The sequence below is a fragment of the Aurantivibrio plasticivorans genome, from assembly GCF_055392955.1.
Window position 1 is genome coordinate 2726359 of sequence record NZ_AP036020.1, and the last position, 21590, is coordinate 2747948.

At 47.7% G+C, this 21590-nt stretch carries 20 protein-coding genes; 13 read left to right on the forward strand and 7 right to left on the reverse strand.

Features of this window, described 5'->3' with window-relative positions:
* Positions 1-6 precede the first annotated feature (6 nt).
* From thiS to ACZ5NB_RS12245, 4 genes are read left to right on the forward strand one after another with little or no spacing between them, the layout of a single operon-like run.
* On the forward strand, positions 7-210 hold the full coding sequence (gene thiS, locus ACZ5NB_RS12230; protein WP_460233899.1) for a sulfur carrier protein ThiS: 204 nt from the start codon (positions 7-9) through the stop codon (positions 208-210).
* 42 nt (positions 211-252) lie between these two features.
* The gene (locus ACZ5NB_RS12235) at positions 253-1062 is read left to right on the forward strand and encodes a thiazole synthase (protein WP_460233900.1); all 810 of its coding nucleotides are present in this window, start codon (positions 253-255) and stop codon (positions 1060-1062) included.
* A 26-nt stretch (positions 1063-1088) separates the two neighbouring features.
* Positions 1089-1496 (forward strand): hypothetical protein, encoded by a 408-nt coding sequence (locus tag ACZ5NB_RS12240; protein ID WP_460233901.1) that lies wholly within the window; start codon positions 1089-1091, stop codon positions 1494-1496.
* 26 nt (positions 1497-1522) lie between these two features.
* The gene (locus tag ACZ5NB_RS12245; protein ID WP_460233902.1) at positions 1523-2653 is read left to right on the forward strand and encodes a tRNA-queuosine alpha-mannosyltransferase domain-containing protein; all 1131 of its coding nucleotides are present in this window, start codon (positions 1523-1525) and stop codon (positions 2651-2653) included.
* On the opposite strand, the gene ACZ5NB_RS12250 is transcribed toward ACZ5NB_RS12245, so the two are convergent.
* Positions 2628-3116: a PGPGW domain-containing protein gene (locus tag ACZ5NB_RS12250; RefSeq protein ID WP_460233903.1), complete on the reverse strand. Its 489-nt coding sequence runs from the start codon at positions 3114-3116 to the stop codon at positions 2628-2630. The genes ACZ5NB_RS12245 and ACZ5NB_RS12250 overlap by 26 nt on opposite strands.
* 237 nt (positions 3117-3353) lie before the next feature.
* Here ACZ5NB_RS12250 and ACZ5NB_RS12255 point away from each other — a divergent pair, with 237 nt between their 5' ends.
* The gene (locus ACZ5NB_RS12255) at positions 3354-4613 is read left to right on the forward strand and encodes an acyl-CoA dehydrogenase family protein (protein ID WP_460233904.1); all 1260 of its coding nucleotides are present in this window, start codon (positions 3354-3356) and stop codon (positions 4611-4613) included.
* Positions 4614-4656: 43 nt separating this feature from the next.
* Here the strand turns inward: ACZ5NB_RS12255 and ACZ5NB_RS12260 are convergent, their stop codons facing one another.
* The 4 genes from ACZ5NB_RS12260 to ACZ5NB_RS12275 form a co-directional block, all read right to left on the reverse strand.
* The gene (locus ACZ5NB_RS12260; protein WP_460239063.1) at positions 4657-6399 is read right to left on the reverse strand and encodes a sugar phosphorylase; all 1743 of its coding nucleotides are present in this window, start codon (positions 6397-6399) and stop codon (positions 4657-4659) included.
* Between the two features lie 52 nt (positions 6400-6451).
* Positions 6452-7678: a glycosyltransferase family protein gene (locus ACZ5NB_RS12265; RefSeq protein ID WP_460239064.1), complete on the reverse strand. Its 1227-nt coding sequence runs from the start codon at positions 7676-7678 to the stop codon at positions 6452-6454.
* A gap of 84 nt (positions 7679-7762) precedes the next feature.
* A complete protein-coding gene (locus ACZ5NB_RS12270) occupies positions 7763-8695 on the reverse strand; it encodes an HAD-IIB family hydrolase (protein ID WP_460239065.1) in 933 nt (310 codons plus the stop codon).
* A gap of 3 nt (positions 8696-8698) precedes the next feature.
* Complete coding sequence (locus ACZ5NB_RS12275; RefSeq protein WP_460239066.1) at positions 8699-9604, reverse strand: phosphoribulokinase; 906 nt, start codon at positions 9602-9604, stop codon at positions 8699-8701.
* A 274-nt stretch (positions 9605-9878) separates the two neighbouring features.
* Here ACZ5NB_RS12275 and ACZ5NB_RS12280 point away from each other — a divergent pair, with 274 nt between their 5' ends.
* Positions 9879-10793 (forward strand): DMT family transporter, encoded by a 915-nt coding sequence (locus ACZ5NB_RS12280; protein ID WP_460239067.1) that lies wholly within the window; start codon positions 9879-9881, stop codon positions 10791-10793.
* Positions 10794-10878: 85 nt separating this feature from the next.
* Here ACZ5NB_RS12280 and ACZ5NB_RS12285 read toward each other — a convergent pair whose 3' ends face one another.
* Positions 10879-11670 (reverse strand): SDR family NAD(P)-dependent oxidoreductase, encoded by a 792-nt coding sequence (locus ACZ5NB_RS12285; RefSeq protein ID WP_460233910.1) that lies wholly within the window; start codon positions 11668-11670, stop codon positions 10879-10881.
* A 24-nt stretch (positions 11671-11694) separates the two neighbouring features.
* Complete coding sequence (rsmI, locus tag ACZ5NB_RS12290) at positions 11695-12543, reverse strand: 16S rRNA (cytidine(1402)-2'-O)-methyltransferase (RefSeq protein WP_460239068.1); 849 nt, start codon at positions 12541-12543, stop codon at positions 11695-11697.
* A 37-nt stretch (positions 12544-12580) separates the two neighbouring features.
* On the opposite strand from rsmI, the gene ACZ5NB_RS12295 reads away from it, so the two are divergent.
* From ACZ5NB_RS12295 to ACZ5NB_RS12325, 7 genes are all read left to right on the forward strand, one after another.
* Complete coding sequence (locus tag ACZ5NB_RS12295) at positions 12581-14467, forward strand: penicillin-binding protein activator (protein WP_460239069.1); 1887 nt, start codon at positions 12581-12583, stop codon at positions 14465-14467.
* Positions 14451-14873, forward strand: coding sequence for a YraN family protein (locus ACZ5NB_RS12300; protein WP_460239070.1), 423 nt, complete (start codon positions 14451-14453; stop codon positions 14871-14873). Before ACZ5NB_RS12295 ends, ACZ5NB_RS12300 begins: the two co-directional genes overlap by 17 nt.
* Before the next feature lie 60 nt (positions 14874-14933).
* Positions 14934-15524, forward strand: a complete 591-nt coding sequence (locus ACZ5NB_RS12305) for an SIS domain-containing protein (RefSeq protein WP_460233914.1) — start codon at positions 14934-14936, stop codon at positions 15522-15524.
* Complete coding sequence (locus tag ACZ5NB_RS12310; protein ID WP_460239071.1) at positions 15521-16096, forward strand: BON domain-containing protein; 576 nt, start codon at positions 15521-15523, stop codon at positions 16094-16096. Before ACZ5NB_RS12305 ends, ACZ5NB_RS12310 begins: the two co-directional genes overlap by 4 nt.
* Before the next feature lie 139 nt (positions 16097-16235).
* Complete coding sequence (ppc, locus tag ACZ5NB_RS12315; protein WP_460239072.1) at positions 16236-18905, forward strand: phosphoenolpyruvate carboxylase; 2670 nt, start codon at positions 16236-16238, stop codon at positions 18903-18905.
* A gap of 119 nt (positions 18906-19024) precedes the next feature.
* Positions 19025-19621 carry a LemA family protein gene (locus ACZ5NB_RS12320; protein WP_460239073.1) on the forward strand — a complete coding sequence of 199 codons (597 nt, stop codon included), beginning with the start codon at positions 19025-19027 and terminating at the stop codon, positions 19619-19621.
* 13 nt (positions 19622-19634) lie between these two features.
* A complete protein-coding gene (locus tag ACZ5NB_RS12325) occupies positions 19635-21590 on the forward strand; it encodes a M48 family metallopeptidase (RefSeq protein ID WP_460239074.1) in 1956 nt (651 codons plus the stop codon).

Genomic DNA, 21590 nt, shown 5'->3' on the forward strand with positions numbered 1-21590 from the left:
CTTACTATGATTGAAATTAGCTTGAACAACGACTGCATTACCCTTGCGCCTGCAACTGTTTTACAGCAAGCGCTAGAGCAATGGGGATACGAGCAAAAAAAATGTGCAGTGGCCATTAATGGCGAATTTGTTCCTCGTTCTGAATACGCTAACGTCACCTTACAACACCAAGATGAAGTTGATATCGTCGCCGCCGTCGGTGGTGGCTAAACAGCACTTCTGTTAACTGAACCCTTTAAAAACGGTCTAACTATGACGCACATTGAACCGGCTGCCGATCCCCTTTCGCTCTATGGCGAAACGTTTTCTAGCCGCTTGCTACTCGGCACCGCGCAATACCCTTCGCCACAATCGTTACTCGATGCAATTCACGATTCTAATTGCAACATCATCACTCTCGGCCTAAGGCGACAATCACCCGGGTCCAATAGCGGTGATCAATTCTGGCAAATGATTCGCGACACGGGAAAAAAGTTGTTGCCCAACACGGCGGGATGTAAGTCCGCCAAGGAAGCAATCACCACAGCAGAAATGTCACGCGAACTGTTTGAAACGGACTGGCTCAAGTTAGAAGTGATTGGTGACGATTACAACCTCCAGCCGGATCCATTTAATTTGGTGGAAGCGGCCTCTGACCTTATCAAGCGAGGATTTAAAGTACTGCCTTATTGCACCGACGATTTAGTGCTGTGCCAACGATTGATCGATACGGGTTGCGAAGTGATTATGCCCTGGGGTGCGCCGATTGGTACGGGGCTGGGTCTAGCCAATAAATATAATTTACGCACACTACGCGAGCGATTAGCGGATGTCCCACTGATTGTGGATGCGGGTATTGGTGCGCCGTCGCAAGCGTGTGAGGCGATGGAAATGGGATTCGATGCCGTGCTATTAAATACCGCTGTAGCAAAATCACATCAACCGGCAAAAATGGCTGTGGCTTTTGCGCAAGCTATTGAAGCGGGCAGAGCCGCATATCGCTCAGGTTTGATGCTCACTCGGCAGACGGCGGTTGCATCAACACCAACCATTGGCCAACCTTTTTGGCATCATAAAAAATAACGCTCACTCTGTTATGGAAGGTAGCCATGCGCAAAATAATGTATGTTTTTCTGTGCCCTCTTTATATCTTTTGCCCATTAGCTATCGCACAACTTTCTGATGAAGAAAAGCTAGCAACACCGGAGGCGATTATTTCTGCTGAGCAATCAGCAAGCAACGACGCGCTAACCGCAAGAACACGAGCTGATCAGCCAGTATCAGCTCCTGTCCGCTATCAGTGTCATCTCCGTAATTTAGAACGACGGGTTGAAGTTGAATACTCCAATACACCATCACCGCTTCCTTGCTCAGTAAAATATTACAAAGACACAGAAGCCCCTGGTACGGAACAGACTTTGTGGTCTGCCATTAACACCATCGGCTACTGCGAGAAAAAGGCGAATGAGATGGCAGAACGATTAGAAGAGTTGGGTTGGGCCTGTGGTGCACTCTAAGCGTAGAGCATGCTAAACACATCGCTATGAAAATCCTCTTACTTTCCGCGTATACCGCACGCAGCCATCAGTATTGGATTGACTCTCTTCTAAACATGTTTCCAAACGACCATTGGACTGTGTTGAGTTTACCGCCACGCTATTTTAGTTGGCGAATTCGCGGTAATAGTTTGAGTTGGGCCTATAACGAACGTGATACCCTCGAGCAACACTATGACTTAATCGTGGCCACCTCGATGGTAGACTTAAGCGCTCTTCGCGGTTTGGTGCCCGCCATCGCTCGCATACCGACATTGGTTTACTTTCATGAAAACCAGTTTGCCTACCCTCTTTCCAGTAATCAGCAGGGACAGCAAGTTGAACCGCAAATCTTAAACCTGTATACCGCCCTCGCCGCTGACTGCGTTGTATTTAATAGTGAATACAATCGAGCTAGTTTTCTCGACGGTGCCACACAGCTCTTAAAGAAGCTCCCCGATCATGTACCAAATAATCTCGTTCCATTAATCCGTGATAAATCGCATGTTGTTGCGGTTCCAATCCGCGATATCACTCACCCGGATTCACCGCAATGCTCTAGCGCCACGCGTTTTAGTATTGTTTGGAACCACCGCTGGGAATATGACAAAGGCGTTGATCAGCTATTGGCTTGCTTACAAAAGCTGCCATCTGAACTTGACCTAACGTTTCATATTGTTGGCCAAGCGTTTCGGCAAACCCCGAAGTCTATGACGAATGTTTTAGAATGTTTAAAAGAACGTGATTGGCTGGGACAATGTGGCTATATTGAAAATCGTCATGGCTATCTATCACTTTTGCAAAAAACACATGCCGTTTTATCAACGGCCCTGCATGATTTTCAGGGATTATCGGTTTTAGAAGCGTGCCTCAGTGGCTGCTGGCCAATCGTACCTAATCGCTTAGCCTATAGAGAGTTTATTCCAGAGAGCAATCGCTATTTTGATGGATTCGGCAAGATAGGCCGCGCGAAAATACAAGAGGCTGAGTCCGCTGCTGAGTTAATGACATCAATTTATGCACAGTGGCATCGCAACGAGCTGCCGCGGTTTTCTAGCCCTCAATGCAACGCTGTGTTGGTCGATACCTTGACGCCTCAATATAAAGCGCTTTTTAGTGCGTGTCTTCAAACACGATAGGTTCTTTGTCAGCCCGCTGTCGTAACCAATTCATTGGTCGCCGAACCGATGGTTTTTTTACCAACCACGTCACGAAGCGATGCTTTCCAGGAAAATCACTGACCACAATACCAAGCAAGATGGTCAGCAAACCCTGCCCCGGTAAAAATAGCAGCACGGCCCCGACTAACACGAGGCACAGCCCCAATAAATTGCGCAGCAGCTTAAAGAGAAGTTGGAGCAACGGATGGTTTCCGACCAATGCAGATCTTGAAGCTCCGGGCAACATAAAGTAGTCAGCAGGGATTCGGATGATCAACCAGGGTACTAGCAGTAATGTAACAACGAACAACGCTATGGAGACTCCGCCAAGCACAGCGCCTACTAATAGAAACACGTCAGGGTCTGCAACTTGCGCATCATAGATCGACTGCCATAGAGCCACGGCAGACTGCCTAAACGATGAAAACAATGGGGTAGGCATACGCAGATCGTTACACTGTAATCTAAACGGCCAGTATACCATTGGGAAACCGACCACCTGGGCCCATTAGCGCCATGGAGCGCAAGGGGTAAAAATATGCTTGAGAAATAAACTATCTTTATAGTTATCAGCCCTTGATATAAATCAGTACAGTCAAATGGTGTTGGGTTATGATGATGCACTGGTATACATTCCGATAGTTAGCCTCATCTCACGGCGTTTTTTCAAGGAGAAGTAATGGATTTCGCTGTATCACCCGAAGTAAACGAGCTTCGCAACAAAGTACGCCAATTCATGGATGATTATGTGCTGCCACATAATCAACAGTGGCACAGAGAGGTTAACGACGGACAATACCCACTCACGCTAATCAATGATTTGAAGGCACTGGCTAAGTGGGAAGGCTTGTGGAATATGTTCCTACCGGAACTCCAGGATGATCAACCGGGCACACGATTGAGTAACCTCGATTATGCCCCTCTGGCGGAAACAATGGGGCGAGTGCACTGGGCGTCTGAGGTTTTTAACTGTTCTGCTCCTGATACCGGCAATATGGAATTACTGCATAAGTTTGGCAGTGCCGACCAAAAAGAGCAGTACTTGAATCCTTTACTCGAAGGCGAAATTCGCTCCTGTTTCGCCATGAGTGAACCGGATGTTGCCTCGTCAGATGCAACGAATATCCAAACCTTAATCCAACGCGACGGAGACGACTACGTCATCAATGGCCGCAAGTGGTTTATCACTGGGCCAAATCACCCATTGTGTAAATTCGCCATTGTACTGGGTGTATCGGACGACAGCATCGACGCTGATAAACACCACAAACACAGTATGATCATTGTGCCCATGGACGCCGAAGGTCTCAAAGTGGTTCGTAACATCCCGATCATGCATCAGCACTCACCAGAGGGGCATTGTGAGCTACTGTTTCGAAATGTGCGTGTGCCCGCCAGCCATTTAATTGGCGAAGAAGGTGAAGGGTTTGCTATGGCCCAAGCACGTTTGGGCCCAGGTCGAATCCATCACTGTATGCGTTCAATAGGACAGTGTGAGCTTGCACTCGAATTGATGGCCGAAAGAGCCATAGAACGTCGTTCGTTTGGAAAATATCTTTACGAAAATGCGAACGTTGCTGATTGGATTGCTCATGCCCGCCTCGAGATTGATCAAGCGCGCTTATTGGTACTCCAAGCTGCCTGGAAGTTAGATACCTACGGGAATAAAGAAGCTCGTGTGGATGTCTCGGCAATTAAAGTTGTGGTCGCGCAAATGCAAACACGTATCGTTGATAGAGCTATGCAAGTATTTGGCGCGATGGGGTTATCTAATGATACGCCGTTGAGCTCTCTGTGGACCTGGGGACGCGCTTTGCAATTTCTCGATGGTCCAGATGAAACACACCTCAAGGTCATTGCGCGACAGGAAATAAAGCGGGCAAAAGACAATCATGGGCAACTTTCCCACTATTTTACATTTGACGCCGACTTCGAATAAGTAATATTTCCTGTATCGCCGTAAAACACATGCTAAAGCTTACTTACCAACGGTTGGTAATCCACATGGTTTGATAAGGTGCTAGCTCAATGGACCCTGTCATGTCATCAAAGGTGGTATCACTGATGATATCTTTCCAATCGTCTGTGCCAATTAAATTGATCGCAGACAACATCACCTTTTGGGTTTTATCACTGACATTGTTTAGACAAAAAATACTTTGACGACGATCCATGCTCTGACGCCAAAACGCGAAAATCTCATCACCCAAATGCAGGGTAAATTGAGTCGCATTGGGATGAAAAGCGGGTTGGCCTCGACGGATTTTAATCAGTCGCTTCAAACGATTGAATACTTGATGATGGTGCGACTCTTGGTCAGCTAGCGCATCATTTAACTCTTCTTCACGCCACTGACGACGATTGATAGCTCTATTGTGACCGTGCTCGTTGACCCGCTCATCATCGTTTGTAGAGCCCACTAGGCTGTGAATATAAAACGCAGGAATCCCTTCCAACGCCAACATAATTGCGTGGGCACAAATGTAGCGAACCAGCTGATACTCATCCGGCCCGGCTAATGTACCCTTCATGGCATCAAACAGAGAAATATTAATTTCATACGGTTTCTTGGTGTTGTCATCTAAAGCGCGCCAAGAAATTTTTCCGCCGAAATTCTGCATACAATCGATGAGCGTATTCAGTTCTTCATCACCCAGTACACCTTCTGCGGGTCTCAGCCCGATGCCGTCGTGGGATGCAATGAAGTTGAAATAGGTCGTGCCGTTTTGTGCTGGCGGCATGCTCATCAACCAATTTTTTAGATGGCGGCAATCACCCGACACCAACGCATTAACAAGCAGTGGTGGCAGTGAAAAATTATAAATACAGTGAGCTTCGTTGGCGTTGCCAAAGTAGGACAAATTCTCGCGATTGGGAATATTGGTTTCCGTAATGATGACGGTATTCGGTTTAGCGTGCTCGATTAACGTGCGTAAAAGTCGGATTATTTCATGAGTTTGCGGCAGATTAATGCAATTTGTACCAATCGTTTTCCATAAAAACGCCACCGCATCAAGCCTAAATATTCTCACCCCCATATCCAGGTACAGCCGAATAATATCCACAATTTCTAGCAGTACGTCGGGATTTGTGAAGTCTAAATCGACTTGATCATGCCCAAATGTACACCAAACAAATTGCACTCCATCGGGCGTTTCGACCGGAAGCAGTAACGGGCTGGTCCGTGGCCTAACCACGTCTTGCAATTCAGCACAGGGCTCCGCCGTATAAAAATACTCTTTCCCTGGAGCGCTTCCAGCCTTAAAGTTTTTGAACCATTCGTGCTCACTGGAACAATGATTGATGACAAGATCCGCCATCAAATGAAAATCCGTACTAATTTTTAGAATATCATTCCAATCACCTAGTTGCTTATCAACCTGTTTATAATCAATCACCGCAAACCCATCATCGCTTGAGTAGGGAAAGAACGGCAAGATATGCACGCTATTAACAAGCATAGTGAAATGGGTTTTTAAAAAATGGTGCAAGGTATGTAGCGGGTACTCACCTTCGCGGACAATACTATTGCCGTAGGTGATAACAAAAATATCAGACTCATCCCATAAATTTTTGAATGGCGATACGGTTTCAACTGCCTGATCAAGACGCATGGTTGCAATAAGGCGTTCAGCAATCTCATCGATATTTTCGTCTGGATAAACCGACACCAAATGATCGACAATACGTTGCTTGAGCAAATCTAAGGGAGAAAGTTCTGACACTACGTTTACCTCGTTAAACCGTCATAACACGTTAGCTTGGCTTACAAGCAGCCTAGCCCTGACTAAACTCTTGGTAATCTAGTTCTACCGCCTCATATAAATCATCCAAAAAGGTAGGTATTGCGCTCTGTATTCGGTTCCAGTGTGGGATAAACGGCGTTTCCATTGGGTTATCGAGGAACGCCTGCCCTGCTTTCACCAAATTGCTAGCAAATAATTCAACCGCTTGCTCTTCTTTGTGTATATCAAACGCCAAACCATTAATTTGCGCATCGTTTCGATACGTTTCTACAAAGTCCAACGCCACTCGAAAATAAGTTGCTTTTATACTTCTAAATGTTTCCGACGAAAATACCACACCTTGTGTCGCCAGCTTTCTGAAGAATGACTTCGCGATATCAATGGACATTTTCGATAAACCACCACTGTCATCGCCCAATGAAATATCCTGGTGTTTGTGATCATAGGTGTGAGCGATATCCACTTGGCAAAGTCTATTCGTGGAATAATTGCGATGCATTTCAGAAAGCACACCAATTTCCAATCCCCAATCACTGGGTATTCTTAGGTCGTTAATCACATCGCGTCTAAAAGAAAATTCGCCCGCAAGCGCATAGCGAAAACTATCCATATAATCCAAATAGTCACTAGAACCGTAGATTTTCTTTAAGGTTCTAATGAGAGGCGATACAAGCAGACGGCAAACGCGACCATTAATTTTGCCATCGGCTACACGTGAGTAATAGCCTTTACAAAATTCATAGTTAAAATTGGGGTTAGCCACAGGATAAATAAGACGCGCTAATAGCTCGCGATTATAGGTAACAATATCGCAGTCGTGTAAGGCAACAGCTTCTCCACGACCAGAAGCTAAAATATAACCGAGGCAATACCAAACGTTTCGCCCCTTTCCCATCTGCTTGGGCTCAAGGCCCAGATCTTTAAGTTTTTGATCGAGCGCGCGTAAACGCGGTCCATCGTTCCATAGGACTCGATGATGTTGCGGCAACTCTTTGAAGTATTGCAGTGCACGTCGATACTCCGATTCATCGGCTCGATCCAGACCAATCACTATCTCATTAAGATAGGGAACCTGCTTTAATTCACCGATGATTTTGGGCATTGCCTCTCCCTGTAGCTCTGAATACAGAGACGGAAGCAGCAATGACATAGTGCGTTTTTTAGAAAAGCCTAGCAATTCACTTTCTAAGTCTTCTAGAGGTCTGTTGGATAAATTGTGCAATGTTGTCACATCGCCATTTTGAAAAAAATCAGTCACTTTGAGGTCCTCTTCGTCGTTATATTATTCATGCGTCGCCAGCGTACAGTGGGTCTGTATCACCTTGATGACAGCTCGCATGCCTCATCTCTCTTGAAATAGTGGCTCAACAACTTCTCGCCAACCCTCCGGCCCTTCAGCATCGCTGTATAGGATTTCGCCTTTGCATTCAAAGGTTGGCGCTTTTTGAACCGGGGATTTTACGACAACAGCAATATCCGCTACAGCAAGCATGTCAATATCATTAGGGCTATCACCAGATGCTAACAGCCTGTATTCTTTTTTGGCTTGTTGCTGATATTCAAGGACTAAACGCTGTGTTGCTTTGCCTTTGTCGGTCTGTCCAATCACATGCAAAAAACGCCCTCCTTGCAAAGTATTAAATCCCGCGTCTTCGGCACGTTTTATAAACGCTTGTTTTTCTTCATCGCTTCCCTGCCAAAGCAAAGGCTCTGAAAACTCTCGCTGTTTCGCTTGCGAGGCTTGCTGTTCTGACAACCCAGTGGCCTCAACAATATCTGCGACACTGGCTTTCGCGAAACTTAGATAGGCTTGCCCATATTGATTTGCATCGTTTTCGAGGAAGGCTAAAACATCATTGCGTGTTGCACCTAGTACCAAGCAACGGTAACCATCGACAAGGCTCGTGCTGGGTAAATCGGTAGAAAAGTAATCTTCGGGAAAAAAAATAGCTGAACCATTTTCAACAATGAATGGGTGCTGATTATGCATGGCTTCGCGTAGCACCAGCATTTCAGGTCGCGTCTTGCTGCTGTTGAATACAACAGGCACATGTGCCGTATCTAATCGCTTTAATAGGTTATCTATCGCCGCATGTGAGTATGTGTGGTGATCCAGGAGAGTACCGTCCAGGTCTGAGACAATTACCCAGTCTCCAGACAAGGGACTTGTCGTCCCATTATTATTTCCAGCGTTGGATTGGTTTTTTACTTCCACTAACTTGCCTATGGTGTTGATCGAGTATGTTGTCGTTATGGGTATAGAGCATACCATCATACGCTACTGCTTTCGCAGGCAACGTTCGATCATTTGTTCTTCATTCAATTCAAAAATGACATCGGCAATACTCGGTAGCTCCTGCAAACTATGGCATGTTAGACGCTCGTAATGTTGAATGAAGCGCGATAGTTGCGATTCATCCATTACCTTGGTTGATTTTGAATCAACCGATTGCTCGACTAGCTTTTGCCGTAATTTATCTTCTTGACGACCTCGCCAACGATAAACCGCGTCGAAATTGGGTGCCTTTAAGAATATTAAGTACTGCAATGCATTAAACCATTCCGCATATTCATCGCTCAAACATCGATTGACGTAACCTCGCCAGGTGCCGTCTTGATCTTCAACCTGTTCTAACGGGTTCACCGGGTGACTCAGCGCCTCCTCAGGTTGGGCTGGAGTGCCGAGGCACCACCCTTCAAAAATGACTAAATCTACTGGCGCTCTCACCCTATCCCATTGCGCCTCAGCCACACGGTCATCACTCGATTTATCAAAACGAGGGATTTTTACTTCGCCACTCTGCTGCAATGCGTTGAGGGTCGCTAACGCTAATGCCACATCGTGAGTTCCAGGGACTCCGCGCGTGGCTAACAGTGGGTGTACGCGTGAACCCAGCGCTTGCCGCTCGGCTCGCGTTAGATAAACATCATCCATGGATATAGAGACAACACGTAGCTGATGAACATCCGCTAGCATCGTCGACATGAATCCTGCCAGAGTCGATTTGCCGCTCCCTTGGCAGCCACTCACGCCGATGCAGGACAAGTGCCCCGACCTCACTTTTCCAACGAGGTCATTAACTAGAGGGAGATACCACTGGCGAATAGTGTCGTGAAAGCTATCGGGCACTTTCTCCTGCGCAATGAATGAACGAATCACCGCCTGTTCATTAACGTCACCCATGTAAAAATCCTATGTTTTCGATTCTAAGTGCCTCGCCATTGCGCACCACTATAGCGCAGCACTGATTACTTCTCATCCCACTACTCGCCAATATAGCGCGAAGCCAGAAATATAGAGACCTCGCGCAGCCGCCATTTGGCGTGCGCCGGCCGGGTCGCCAAGTCCCGAGTTAGAGCGTTGCAAATTGGGGGCCGTTTTCTGCTTCTATGCTTGCGGCGCTTGTTGTTAGCTGAAAAATACCGCTAGAATCGCCTTTTAAGGGGAGCGCTAAACCATGCAAAATGACTCGAAGCGGTGGCAATATGGGCTGCTGTTGTCTCTGATTGCTAGTGTCACCTGGGCAACACTGCCACTGATTTTAAAAGGCTTGCTCGACGAGCTTGACCCTATCACCACCACCTGGTTTCGCTTCTCACTAGCCGGCCTGCTTCTCGCACTCTTCCTCAGCCACAAACGACGCCTTGTGAACCCTCTCTTGCTACGACGGTTGCCGCTCGCACTGGTTGCACTTTGCATCTTTGGCCTGCTATCAAACTATGTGTCCTACATTTTTGGGCTTGATAGGATAACTGCAAGCAGCTCTCAGGTATTGATTCAGTGCGCGCCGATGCTACTACTCTTGGGCGGCGTAGTTATTTATCGTGAACGCCTTAGCGGCATGCAGTGGCTGGGGGTATTAGTGTTTGTCGCAGGAATACTATTATTTTTCAACCAGCGCTTAGGAGAGTTATGGGGAGGAATAAGTAGCTACGGTCTTGGCATGTTGTGGATACTGGTTGCGTCTATTACTTGGGCAATCTATGCACTAGCGCAAAAACGAGCACTACAAAGTTTACCCTCCGCGAACATCAATTTATTTATCTACCTTGCAGGTACCGCTGTGCTCTTGCCGTTTGCGGCACCTGGCTCAGTGAGTTCCCTTAGCGCATTGGGCCTCACTTTACTGGTGCTCAGCTGCGCCAACACCCTTATCGCCTATGGCTGTTTTGCCGAAGCCCTAAACCATTGGGAGGCATCTCGTGTTAGCGCTATATTGGCATTGCAACCGATCTTTACGATCTCGTTTATGTGGCTGTTAGAACGGTGGGCGCCGGGATACCTTCCTGTTGAGCCACTGAATTTCATCGCGCTTCTCGGCGCAGCGATGGTGGTGTTTGGCTCTATGTCGACGGCTCTGTTTAGAAAATAGAGCAACCCCACCGCCTATTCGTTATTCGCCTCTCTCGACTAATTCCAAAAAAATTAGCCTTCGTTAAATTTAGCCCTCGTTAAGCTTAGCCTTCGTTAAACATGGCAATCCGCCCACCATCAATGACTAAATCGTGGCTGTTAATAAAACGTCCTTCTTCGCTCGCTAAAAATAATGCGCCATTGGCAATATCAATTGCCAAACCAGCACTTGGCAAGGGTGTAGCATTCGCTAAATTATCTTGTAACTTTTTCAACTTAGTTGCGTTTTCTTCTTCGCTCATGGTGTTCGCCCGTTGCGAACCGCCCCAAAAAATTGGCGTCGCGATTGCGCCAGGAGAAATACAATTGACCCGAATATTGAGTGGGCCTAGTTCAACGCCGGCCAAACGTGAGTAATGCGCTACCGCAGCTTTCAACCCCGAATACAAAAGGTTACCTTGCCGATAGCGGTGTCCCGCGATACTCGCATTGTTAATAATGCTCCCACCGTTGTCTTTTAAATAAGGGATAGCATGCTTAATCCCAAGAATAACGCTGGATAACAAGGTATCGACTCCAAATTGAATATCGTCCTTGGTGATGGTCTCGAGCGTTGACGCACGAGAAGCACCGGCATTGTTGAAGACTATATCCAACTGCCCGAATGTATCGCAGGCAAATTGAAATGCTGAAGCGATCTCTTCTTCTTTGGTGACGTCCATGGCGTAGTAACGCGCATTCTCACCTAGCTTATTCGCAAGCGCTTCGCCTTTTTCTCGCGATCGACCGGTTAAGACAACCTTGCAACCTTCTTTTACAAACAATTCTGCAGTCGCCTCACCGATACCACTCGTGCCTCCGGTAATCACGGCTACCTTGCTGTTTAGTCTGCCCATCTGTGACTCCTAATCAATTTATTTTCACGCATTTTTATTGTCGACCAACCATTGATACAACATCTTTTTGTTAACACCCGTTATCTCTGCCGTATAAGCCGCTGCTTTCTTTGGTGGTAAGTCACCGAGGATATTAAGCACCCGTTGAGCTTCAATCGAAACATCGTCTTGTTTTTCACGGGACGACCCACGCACAACCAGCACGATTTCACCCTTTTGCTGGTTATTGTCTTGGCTTACAAAGTCAATTAAGTCCGCTACAGAACCATCGACAACCGTCTCATAGGTTTTGGTTAGTTCACGCGCTAACACTATTTCGCGCTCCTCACCAAACACTGTCTGTAGATCACGCAGACAATCGAGCAAACGGTGCGGCGCCTCATAAAAAATTAATGTATGGGTGTGATTAACCAGCGCCTCAAATACCGCAATACGTTGAGTTGACTTGTTGGGCAAGAAGCCTTCAAAGCTGAATTTGTCTGATGGAACACCCGCAACCGATAGTGCTGTAATCGCCGCACAAGCACCAGGAATGGGGACAACGGGGATGCCTGCTTGCCGCGCCGCGCGTACTAATCGATACCCAGGATCGGAGACTAGTGGCGTCCCTGCATCAGAGATCAACGCAATGCTATCACCCTCAGCGAGACGCTTTAATAAGCCTTTAGTACTCTCCTGCTCATTATGGTCGTGATAGGCAACCATCGGCGTAGAAATGTGAAAGTGTTCCATTAATCGTTTGCTGTGCCGCGTATCCTCGGCAGCTATTAATTGCACCAGTTGTAGAGTTTCTACCGCTCGAGGTACCATATCGGCCAAGTTACCGATAGGCGTGGCAACGACATAGAGCGTGCCAAGTTTTTGCTTATTCATATCAAATCATCTTATATAGCGCGGATTGTTGTACATCATGCCAAGTGGTCACCGTTCTCCGATTTTCATGCGTTCTGTTATTCTCACCCTAATTACCACCTGTACTCTGTTTGGACTGTGGGGATGCGGGTCGTCCCAGGTTCGACCGCAAGACGGGAAAGACCAAGCCTTAACTGCAGAGGTCAGCGAGAAGGTCGGCCAACTGATGACGGAGGCCCAATCGCTCGACTCACCCGAACGCGATCAACGTTATTTACAGGCCGCTAGGTTACTCGTTGACGCCGGAGAAGATGACTGGGCTCGCAATATCCTAGGCTCCATCGACTCAGATATTCTTTTTGATGCTGACTTCGTCGATTACACCCTGATGTATAGCCGCATTACCATCGACGACGCGGCGTACTTTTTAGCTCAACGCATTTTAACCAACCCTCGCATCGAACAACAGTGGGTTAACCTCAACCCTGAGTTTGTACAGACATTACGCGAACGCAGAGCCGAGTTGTTCGCTCTGCTGGGGGATTCGACCGATAGTGTCAATGAACGTATCAACCTCAGTCTCTTAGCACTAAGTGATGAAGAGCGGGTCGCTAATCAAAATGCAATTTGGCAAAGTTTGATGGCGGTACCACAAGACGAACTAGAGCGCCTCAGTCTGGAGTCCACCGACCCCATTGCACAGGGTTGGTACACCCTAGCGGCCATCAGTAAAAACAACGATGATGATATCAGTGCACAACTGCACACTATCCAACGCTGGGAGCAGCAGTGGCCCAACCATCCCGCCAGCCAGTCACTGCCTAGCGATTTGAATCTCCTCAAGCAGCTCGTTGCCGAGCGCCCTAAAGTCATTGGCCTTCTGTTACCGCTCAGTGGTCCGTATGGGAACACAGGGCAAGCCGTACGCGATGGATTTATGGCCGCCTACTACACAGCCAACGGCCGTTCGAGCTTTACTCCAGAGGTACGGATTTTTGATACTCACGCTCAACCGATCAACGACATCTACGACCTGGCAGTGCAAGACGGTGCTGAGTTAATCATCGGGCCTCTGCTGAAAGAGAATGTTCAAGAGCTCAATCTTCGCCTTGATTTACCCGTGCCCACACTTGCACTGAACGTTGTTGATAGCGCCTATGGATTTCCTACCAAGCTATACCAGTTTGGCTTACCGGTGGAAGACGAAGCCCGACAAATTGCACAGCGCGCTTGGGTTGAGGGCCACCGCAATGCCATGGTGTTGGTACAACAAACCGAAACCGGACAGCGTGCTGCGGACACATTTGCCTACCAGTGGAACCAGTTAGGTGGGCAGGTCGTGCAGCGCAGTTACTTTGCGGATCAAGCCGATTATCAAGACGTTGTTAAAGATTCTTTGCTGGTGTCGGATAGCGAACGCCGCGCTCGTGATATCCGCCGCTTATTGGGGGGCAATATAAAGTTCGAAGAGCCTCGCCGCCGCCAAGACATCGATTTAATTTTTATGATGGCGCGCCCGAGTGAAGCCCAACTATTGAAGCCTACGCTAAACTTTCACTTTGCCTCTAACGTTCCAGTCTACGCAACTCGCCACATATTCAGCGGCACACAAGATAAAGAACACAATAATGACCTCAACGGGATTCGTTTTACTACCCTACCCTGGTTTTTCGACAACTACAGCGCCGTTGCACGAAGCGTCAAGTCTTCGGTGAACCCAAGCCCTGCGTATCAACAATTTTATGCTATCGGCGTCGACGCCTACCGACTATCGCCGCGAGTTAAGCAACTTGAAGAGGTAGAGAGCGCACGCTTTTACGGCGCAACGGGTGTACTACGCTTAAACCCAGAAAGGCAAATCGCTCGAGAACAAGAATGGGTTCAAATCGTCAATGGTGTAGCCACACCACTACCCAAAGTTGTATCCGATGCCTACGTGGACTGAGCGCTTTAAACTCTCTGGATCTAAACCAGTCAAGCAAGGTCACCTTATTAAAGGAGAGCATGCAGAACAGCAAGCGGCTAAGTATTTGCTTTCGCACGGACTTAAACTAGTCGAAAAAAATTATCGCGCACAAGGCGGCGAGATAGACTTGATTATGCAAGACGCCGAGTGCCTAGTGTTTGTTGAAGTGCGCTTTCGCAAACAGCATGGCTTTGGTTCGGCCAGTGAGACGGTTGATTTTCGGAAACAGAATAAATTGATCAAAGCCGCTCAGCAGTATTTGCAGCAACATCAAATCACAGATAAAGTCCCTTGCCGATTCGACGTGGTAGGAATTAATCAACTCACTAACGAATCACAAGGAAGAAGCAAGCACGAAATTGATTGGATTAAAAATGCATTTTAATGTCTCAGTGAGGACCACCTCTCGCACCGACATTCTCAATAGGTAATCGTTGTCCCCATCATGCAAGAAAGAATTATTCAAATAATTCACCAAAGTATCGAAAGTAAGATGCAGGCCGGTGAACTCTTAACGCCTTTTATTGTCGATGCCAGTGAACTGTTGGTAAGTGCATTGCTTAACGAGCGAAAGATACTCGTCGCCGGTAACGGTAATTGTGCAGCGTTAGGCGATATATTTGTTGGAAATTTGCTCAACCGGTTTCAACATGAGCGCCCTGCGCTACCCGCCATCAATTTAATGGGCGATAGTGCAGTTGTATCAGCCATCGCTAGTGACAGTAGCTATAACGATGTGTTTGCAAAACAGGTTCGTGCAATCGGTCAACCTGGGGACGTACTGTTACTCGTCTCTAACAATGGCAATGCGAGCAATTTAATTCAAGCAGTCGCCGCAGCACATGATCGTGAAATGGCGGTTATTGCACTGACTGCCGAAGAAGGTGGAGACATTGCGACGCTCTTGGATGTTAACGACATTGAGTTGCGTGCACCGGCAGAGGCCATATTCCAAATTTTGGAAATTCATCTTCTGTGCTTACTGTGCCTTTGTGACTTAATCGATTATCAATTATTTGGAACTTCACACGAATGAAAAGCAAATTTACTTACGTTTTGCTGTTAAGCGCCCTTTTAGGTGTCACAGGCTGCACATCTATTATTAGTGCGACCACTGATGAACCTATTGATTTAGACCCAGACCGCCGAACCTTTGGCACGTCCATTGACGATTCTCAGATCGAGACGATTGCCGCCGTAAACCTAAACAACGTACACCCCTTACTTGAAGATTCACCCATTAGTGTTCACAGCTATAATCGTGTGGTTTTGCTCACAGGCCAGGTTAAAAACACTGAAATGCGAGAGCTTGCGGGTAAAACGGTCGCTAAGATGACCACTGTTCGGCAAGTACACAACGAGCTTGAAATCGCAGCCCCCGTTGGCTTTTTCTCTACGGTGAATGACGCTTGGATTACAAGTAAGGTCAAAACCAAACTCGCCGCCAGTGATGATGTTCGCTCTAACCGTGTGGAAGTCATTACCGAAAATTCCAAGGTCTATTTCATGGGCATGCTGCCACGCGCCGAAGCGGAGCACGCTGCACGCATTGCAAGCGAAACAGGCGGCGTACAAAAGGTTGTTCTGGCTATCGAATACACAGACTAGGGCCTATCCCTCTAATTTCTTGCCACTCACGACTGGGTGGCAACATCTTTGCATCCCATCTTTATCTACCCTGCCTCTATAGCCAGCCTCTTTGCTGGCAGTTACTATAGGAGCGCATCACCATTGATGGGAGCTTAACGTGCAAAATAGCAATAGCCGCTTATCTACCGACGCAGATCAATCACATGACTCCGCTTTAAAATCCTGTATAGACTTACTTGGCCGAGTGCTTGGCAGAGTGATCGGGAATGCACATGGCCAGGATTTATTGGATTGTGTGGAGCACATCCGTCAACTCGCAAAATCCTCTCGCCTCGCCGAATCTGACGACAGCGAAAAAAATAAGCGTCAAGAATTAATCGCCTATCTACACGGCCTTCCTCAAGAAAAACTCATTCTTGTTGCTCGTGCCTTTAACCAATTTCTCAACCTTGCCAATATCGCTGAGCAACTTTATTCCAGCAATACCGTCACCAGCGACAGCAAAGACTTTAGCTCCATCAGCGAACAAATTATCCAATTAAAGGAAAGCGGCGTTGCCACCGCAAATATTAGTGCGGCAATCGATAAACTCTGGCTCGAACTTGTCTTGACCGCGCACCCAACGGAAGTAACTCGACGAACGCTTATTGAAAAGCAAAACCGTATTTATCATTGTCTTCACGAGCTAGAAACCCGCAAACTGGATGATAGTGCTCGCCAAAAATTGTACAGCCAAATTGAGCAACTCATCGCACAATGGTGGCACACCGACGAAATCCGCACAGAGAAGCCGACACCTGTCGATGAAGCCGTATGGGGCTTCGCGGTAATTGAAAATAGTTTGTGGGAAGCCATTCCAACTTTTATCAATCACATAAGCGGAGTCGTTGCACAACAGCTCAATTATCAATTACCGATCGATTATGCGCCTATTGGTATTACCTCATGGATGGGCGGCGACCGCGACGGAAATCCAAACGTTACAGCCGTCGTCACAGAAGAAGTCATCCGCCTCGCGCGCTGGAAGTCAGCAGACTTATTCTTGTCCGATATCAATCTATTAATGTCAGAGCTTTCCATGCATCAGTGTTCAGCCGAGCTGCGTGCTATCGTCGGCGATGTAAAAGAACCGTATCGCGCTGCCTTGCGCGAACTTCGAGGAAAATTACAAAATACTCTCGGTACAATGGACGACTTAATAAAAGGTCGAGAGGCATCAGGTCTTCCCATTATTGAATCAAGCGACGAACTTTGGCAGCCCTTGCACTTATGCTATCAGTCGCTGCAACAATGCAATATGGGCAATATTGCCGATGGCTCACTCCGCGATACATTACGTCGTGTGAAGTGTTTTGGAAGCCATCTAGTTCGCTTAGATATTCGCCAAGAAAGTAGCAGGCACAGCCAAGTATTCGCTGAACTTACTCGATATTTGGAGCTGGGAGACTACGGCGATTGGCAAGAAACAGAGCGTGTTAAATTTTTAACTCAAGAATTAAATAACAAACGCCCGCTCATTCCACGCCATTGGCGACCCTCAGCCGATGTGCAAGAAGTACTCGACACCTTTGCCACTATCGCCAAGCAGCCGCAAGAAGCCCTGGGTGCGTACATTATTTCGATGGCAAAGCGCGGCTCAGATGTCCTCGCAGTACAACTATTACTGAAAGAGTTTGAGTGCCCGGCATTACCCATCGCCCCGCTCTTCGAAACCTTAGACGACTTAAACAATGCGGCGGATACGATGCGGGAAATCCTGTCGATACCGGTCTATCGCGATGCTATCGACAACAAACACATGATTATGATCGGCTATTCGGATTCCTCCAAAGATGCTGGCGTCATGGCCGCTTCCTGGGCGCAATATCGTGCCCAGGAAGCCATTATTAGCGTCTGCCGCGAGGAGGGTGTCCAACCGATGCTGTTCCATGGCCGCGGCGGCACAACGGGCCGCGGTGGCGCTCCCGCTCACGCCGCATTGCTATCGCAGCCACCAGGGTCTTTGGAAAATGGGTTAAGGGTCACCGAGCAAGGTGAGATGATTCGGTTCAAGCTTGGTCTGCCTCAAAAGGCCATGACCACGTTTAACCTCTATACCAACGCTATTCTTGAATCCAATCTCAACCCACCGCCAGAGCCGCAACAAGACTGGCGTGACATCGTTGATCAGCTAGCCGAGCTTTCAGCTAAACAGTATCGGCAATTGGTCTTCGATACACCGGAGTTCTTAGATTACTTCCGTTCCGCTACGCCCATCCAAGAACTCAGTAAGCTTCCGTTAGGCTCCCGCCCTGCCAAACGTCGAGCCGATGGCGGCGTCGAAAGCTTACGTGCGATCCCCTGGAGTTTCGCCTGGTCGCAAAATCGCTTGATGCTTCCTGCATGGCTAGGCGCGGGAGAAGCGTTAGAACAGCTCATTAGCGATGGTCAAAAGCCACAGCTAGAAGCCATGTGTCAGCAATGGCCGTTTTTCTCTACGCGCATTAGTATGCTCGAAATGGTGTACGCGAAAACGGATTCGGCGCTCGCAGCCTATTACGACGCGCTATTAGTCAGCAAAGAGTTGCAGCCGCTGGGCGAAACGCTTCGCGCGAGACTGCAACGGGATATTGAGTTAACCCTATCTATTGCTAACGACGAAAACCTACTCCAAGACCTACCTTGGTTAAAAGAGTCGCTAAAATTACGCAACACGTATATTGATCCGCTCAACTTATTGCAAGTTGAGCTCCTTGAGCGCGACCGAAATCAAACCAGTTCCGATGTGGAAAAAGCACTCATGGTTACCATTGCCGGTATCGCTGCAGGTCTCAGAAATACCGGCTAAGCCAGACGATAGACGAATTTTGAGGTACACTCAGAGCTGCTCCTAGATGTGACACACGGGTGGCAAATTATAATAATCTTACTGCGCGGGGTCTTGTGCCTGCTTGCTGGGAGTGAAGAATGGATATATCGACAATTGTGACATTGGTAATCATTGCAGCCATCATTTTCTATGTCATTGCGATTTACAACCAATTGGTCAGCTTAAAGAATCGTTTTCAAAATGCGTTCGCACAAATCGAAGTGCAACTCAAACGACGTTACGACCTTATTCCCAATTTGGTCGAAACCGCAAAAGGCTACCTCTCCCATGAACGTGAAACCCTGGAAGCCGTCATAAATGCGCGCAATGCCGCATCCGATGGATTAAAGGCGGCCTCGGCGGAGCCTGGTAGTAAACCAGCGATGGACTTATTAGCTGGGGCCGAAAGCGTATTGTCCAATGCATTAGGTCGGCTGAACGTAGTCATGGAAGCCTATCCTGACCTCAAAGCCAATCAAAACATGATGCAGCTCTCGGAAGAGCTCACATCAGCTGAAAACAAAGTCGCGTTTTCTAGACAAGCTTTTAACGACGCTGTGACTGCCTACAACACCTATAAACAAACGTTCCCGCCCGTCATGTTCGCCGGTATTTTTGGCCACAGTGAAGATGCTAGCCTATTGGAATTTGAAGACAGCAAAGAAATTCAGGCCGCTCCTAAAATTAGCTTTTAACGATTGATCGTCCATGAACTTCTTTCAACACCAGGATACTGCCAAGCGCAATACGTTGCTGTTGGTCGGTGGGCTCGGTCTCGCGATCATTGGCTTAATTCTACTGACCACGGCCGTTTTTGTGGTTCTCATTTACTACTTCCAGTTTCGCTCCGATACAGCCATCGTTGCCTTTGAACAAAACGCCAGTATTTTTTCCATTGCCCAGCAAATCCTTTCGGTAGAATTACTCGCCTATATTACATTCGGTGTTGGTAGCGTTGTAGCGCTTGGCTCACTGTATAAAATTGCTCAGTTAAGTGGTGGTGGAAAAAAAGTGGCGGAAGCCATGGGCGGCCGCTTGCTCAATATCAATACGCGAGATGCTGACGAACGCAAAGTGTTAAACGTTGTCGAGGAAATGGCGATAGCATCTGGCACACCAGTGCCACCCGTTTATTTACTAGAAGAAGATGCCATCAATGCTTTTGCAGCAGGGTTTAAACCCCAGGATGCCGTTATTGGTGTGACTAGAGGCTGTATCCAGTTACTCAGTCGCGATGAGTTACAAGGGGTGATCGCTCATGAATTTAGTCACGTTCTTCATGGCGACATGCGCTTAAATATCCGGTTAGTAGGGCTGCTCCACGGTATTTTGGTGATTGGTTTAATAGGCTATTTTTTAATGCGCAGCACTGCCTATAGCTCGATGCGCAGCTCTCGCAATAAAGGTGCAGGCGGGCTCATGTTCGTAGGTCTCGCCTTAATTGTTCTTGGATATGCGGGCACTTTTTTTGGCAACATTATTAAAGCCGCGGTTAGTCGTCAGCGAGAATATTTAGCCGATGCCTCCGCCGTCCAATTCACTCGTAACCCACAAGGTATTGCGGGCGCGCTGAAAAAGATCGGCGGCTATTCAGCAGGCTCACAACTGCATTCCGCCCACGCCTCCGAATTTAGTCACATGCTATTTGGGCAAGGGATCAAAACCGGTTTCAACGCCCTAATGGCGACTCACCCCCCCTTGTCAGATCGCATAAAACGCATCGAGCCAAATTGGCCTGGTCGCTTTCCCAGAGTCGAGATCGATCAGTCGCATACAAGCAACGCAGCTACTAGCCAATTTGCAGGAGAGACAACACCGCAAACCACTACGTTACAGACAGACACCCCAGCCATTAACCCCAGCGCTTTAGAATCCATAGGTCAACCCAGTGAAGCCCACTTCGATTATGCGCGGGACTTACTGAACAGTATCCCAGAAGATTTGCACGCCGCCACGCACGATCCCTATTCAGCCCGAGCCATTGTGTATTGCTTACTGCTCGATAAGAGCGACATGCTCATGATGCAACAACAGTTGAGCGAAATAAGCCAGCACGCCGACCGCGATGTCTTTAAGCTAATCCGTCACATGGCGGAGTCCATTGGTAGGTTGTCAAAAGAACATTGGTTGCCACTTTTAGATTTGTGCTTGCCAGCACTTAAACAACTGAGTGACGCGCAATATAAAACCTTTAAAGAAAACCTTGTGAGGCTGATTCGCAGTGACAAAAAGGTCGACTTATTTGAGTGGAGTTTGTATCGCATCGTAACGCACAATGTGGAAGAAGTGTCACGAAAAACGGGAAGTAAAGCCATCCATCAAATGGACGAAGAAATTCGAATATTATTGTCTCTGGTTGCCCAAGCCGGCCATGACAGCAAAGAAACTGCAGATGCAGCCTTCAGTTCAGCGATGCAGGAATTGTCCTTCGGTAAGCGTACGATGATGTCCAAAGACTTCATCAAACTATCATATTTGGACCGCGTTCTAGGCGACTTGAGCCAACTCAAGCCGTTACATAAACCATTATTACTGAAAGCACTTGCGGCATGCATCAGTCACGATAAATCAGTCACGGCCACCGAAGCAGAACTATTCCGCGCAATCGCCGATAGCTTAGACTGCCCTATTCCGCCAATTCTTGAAGGGCAAAGACTCGCATAG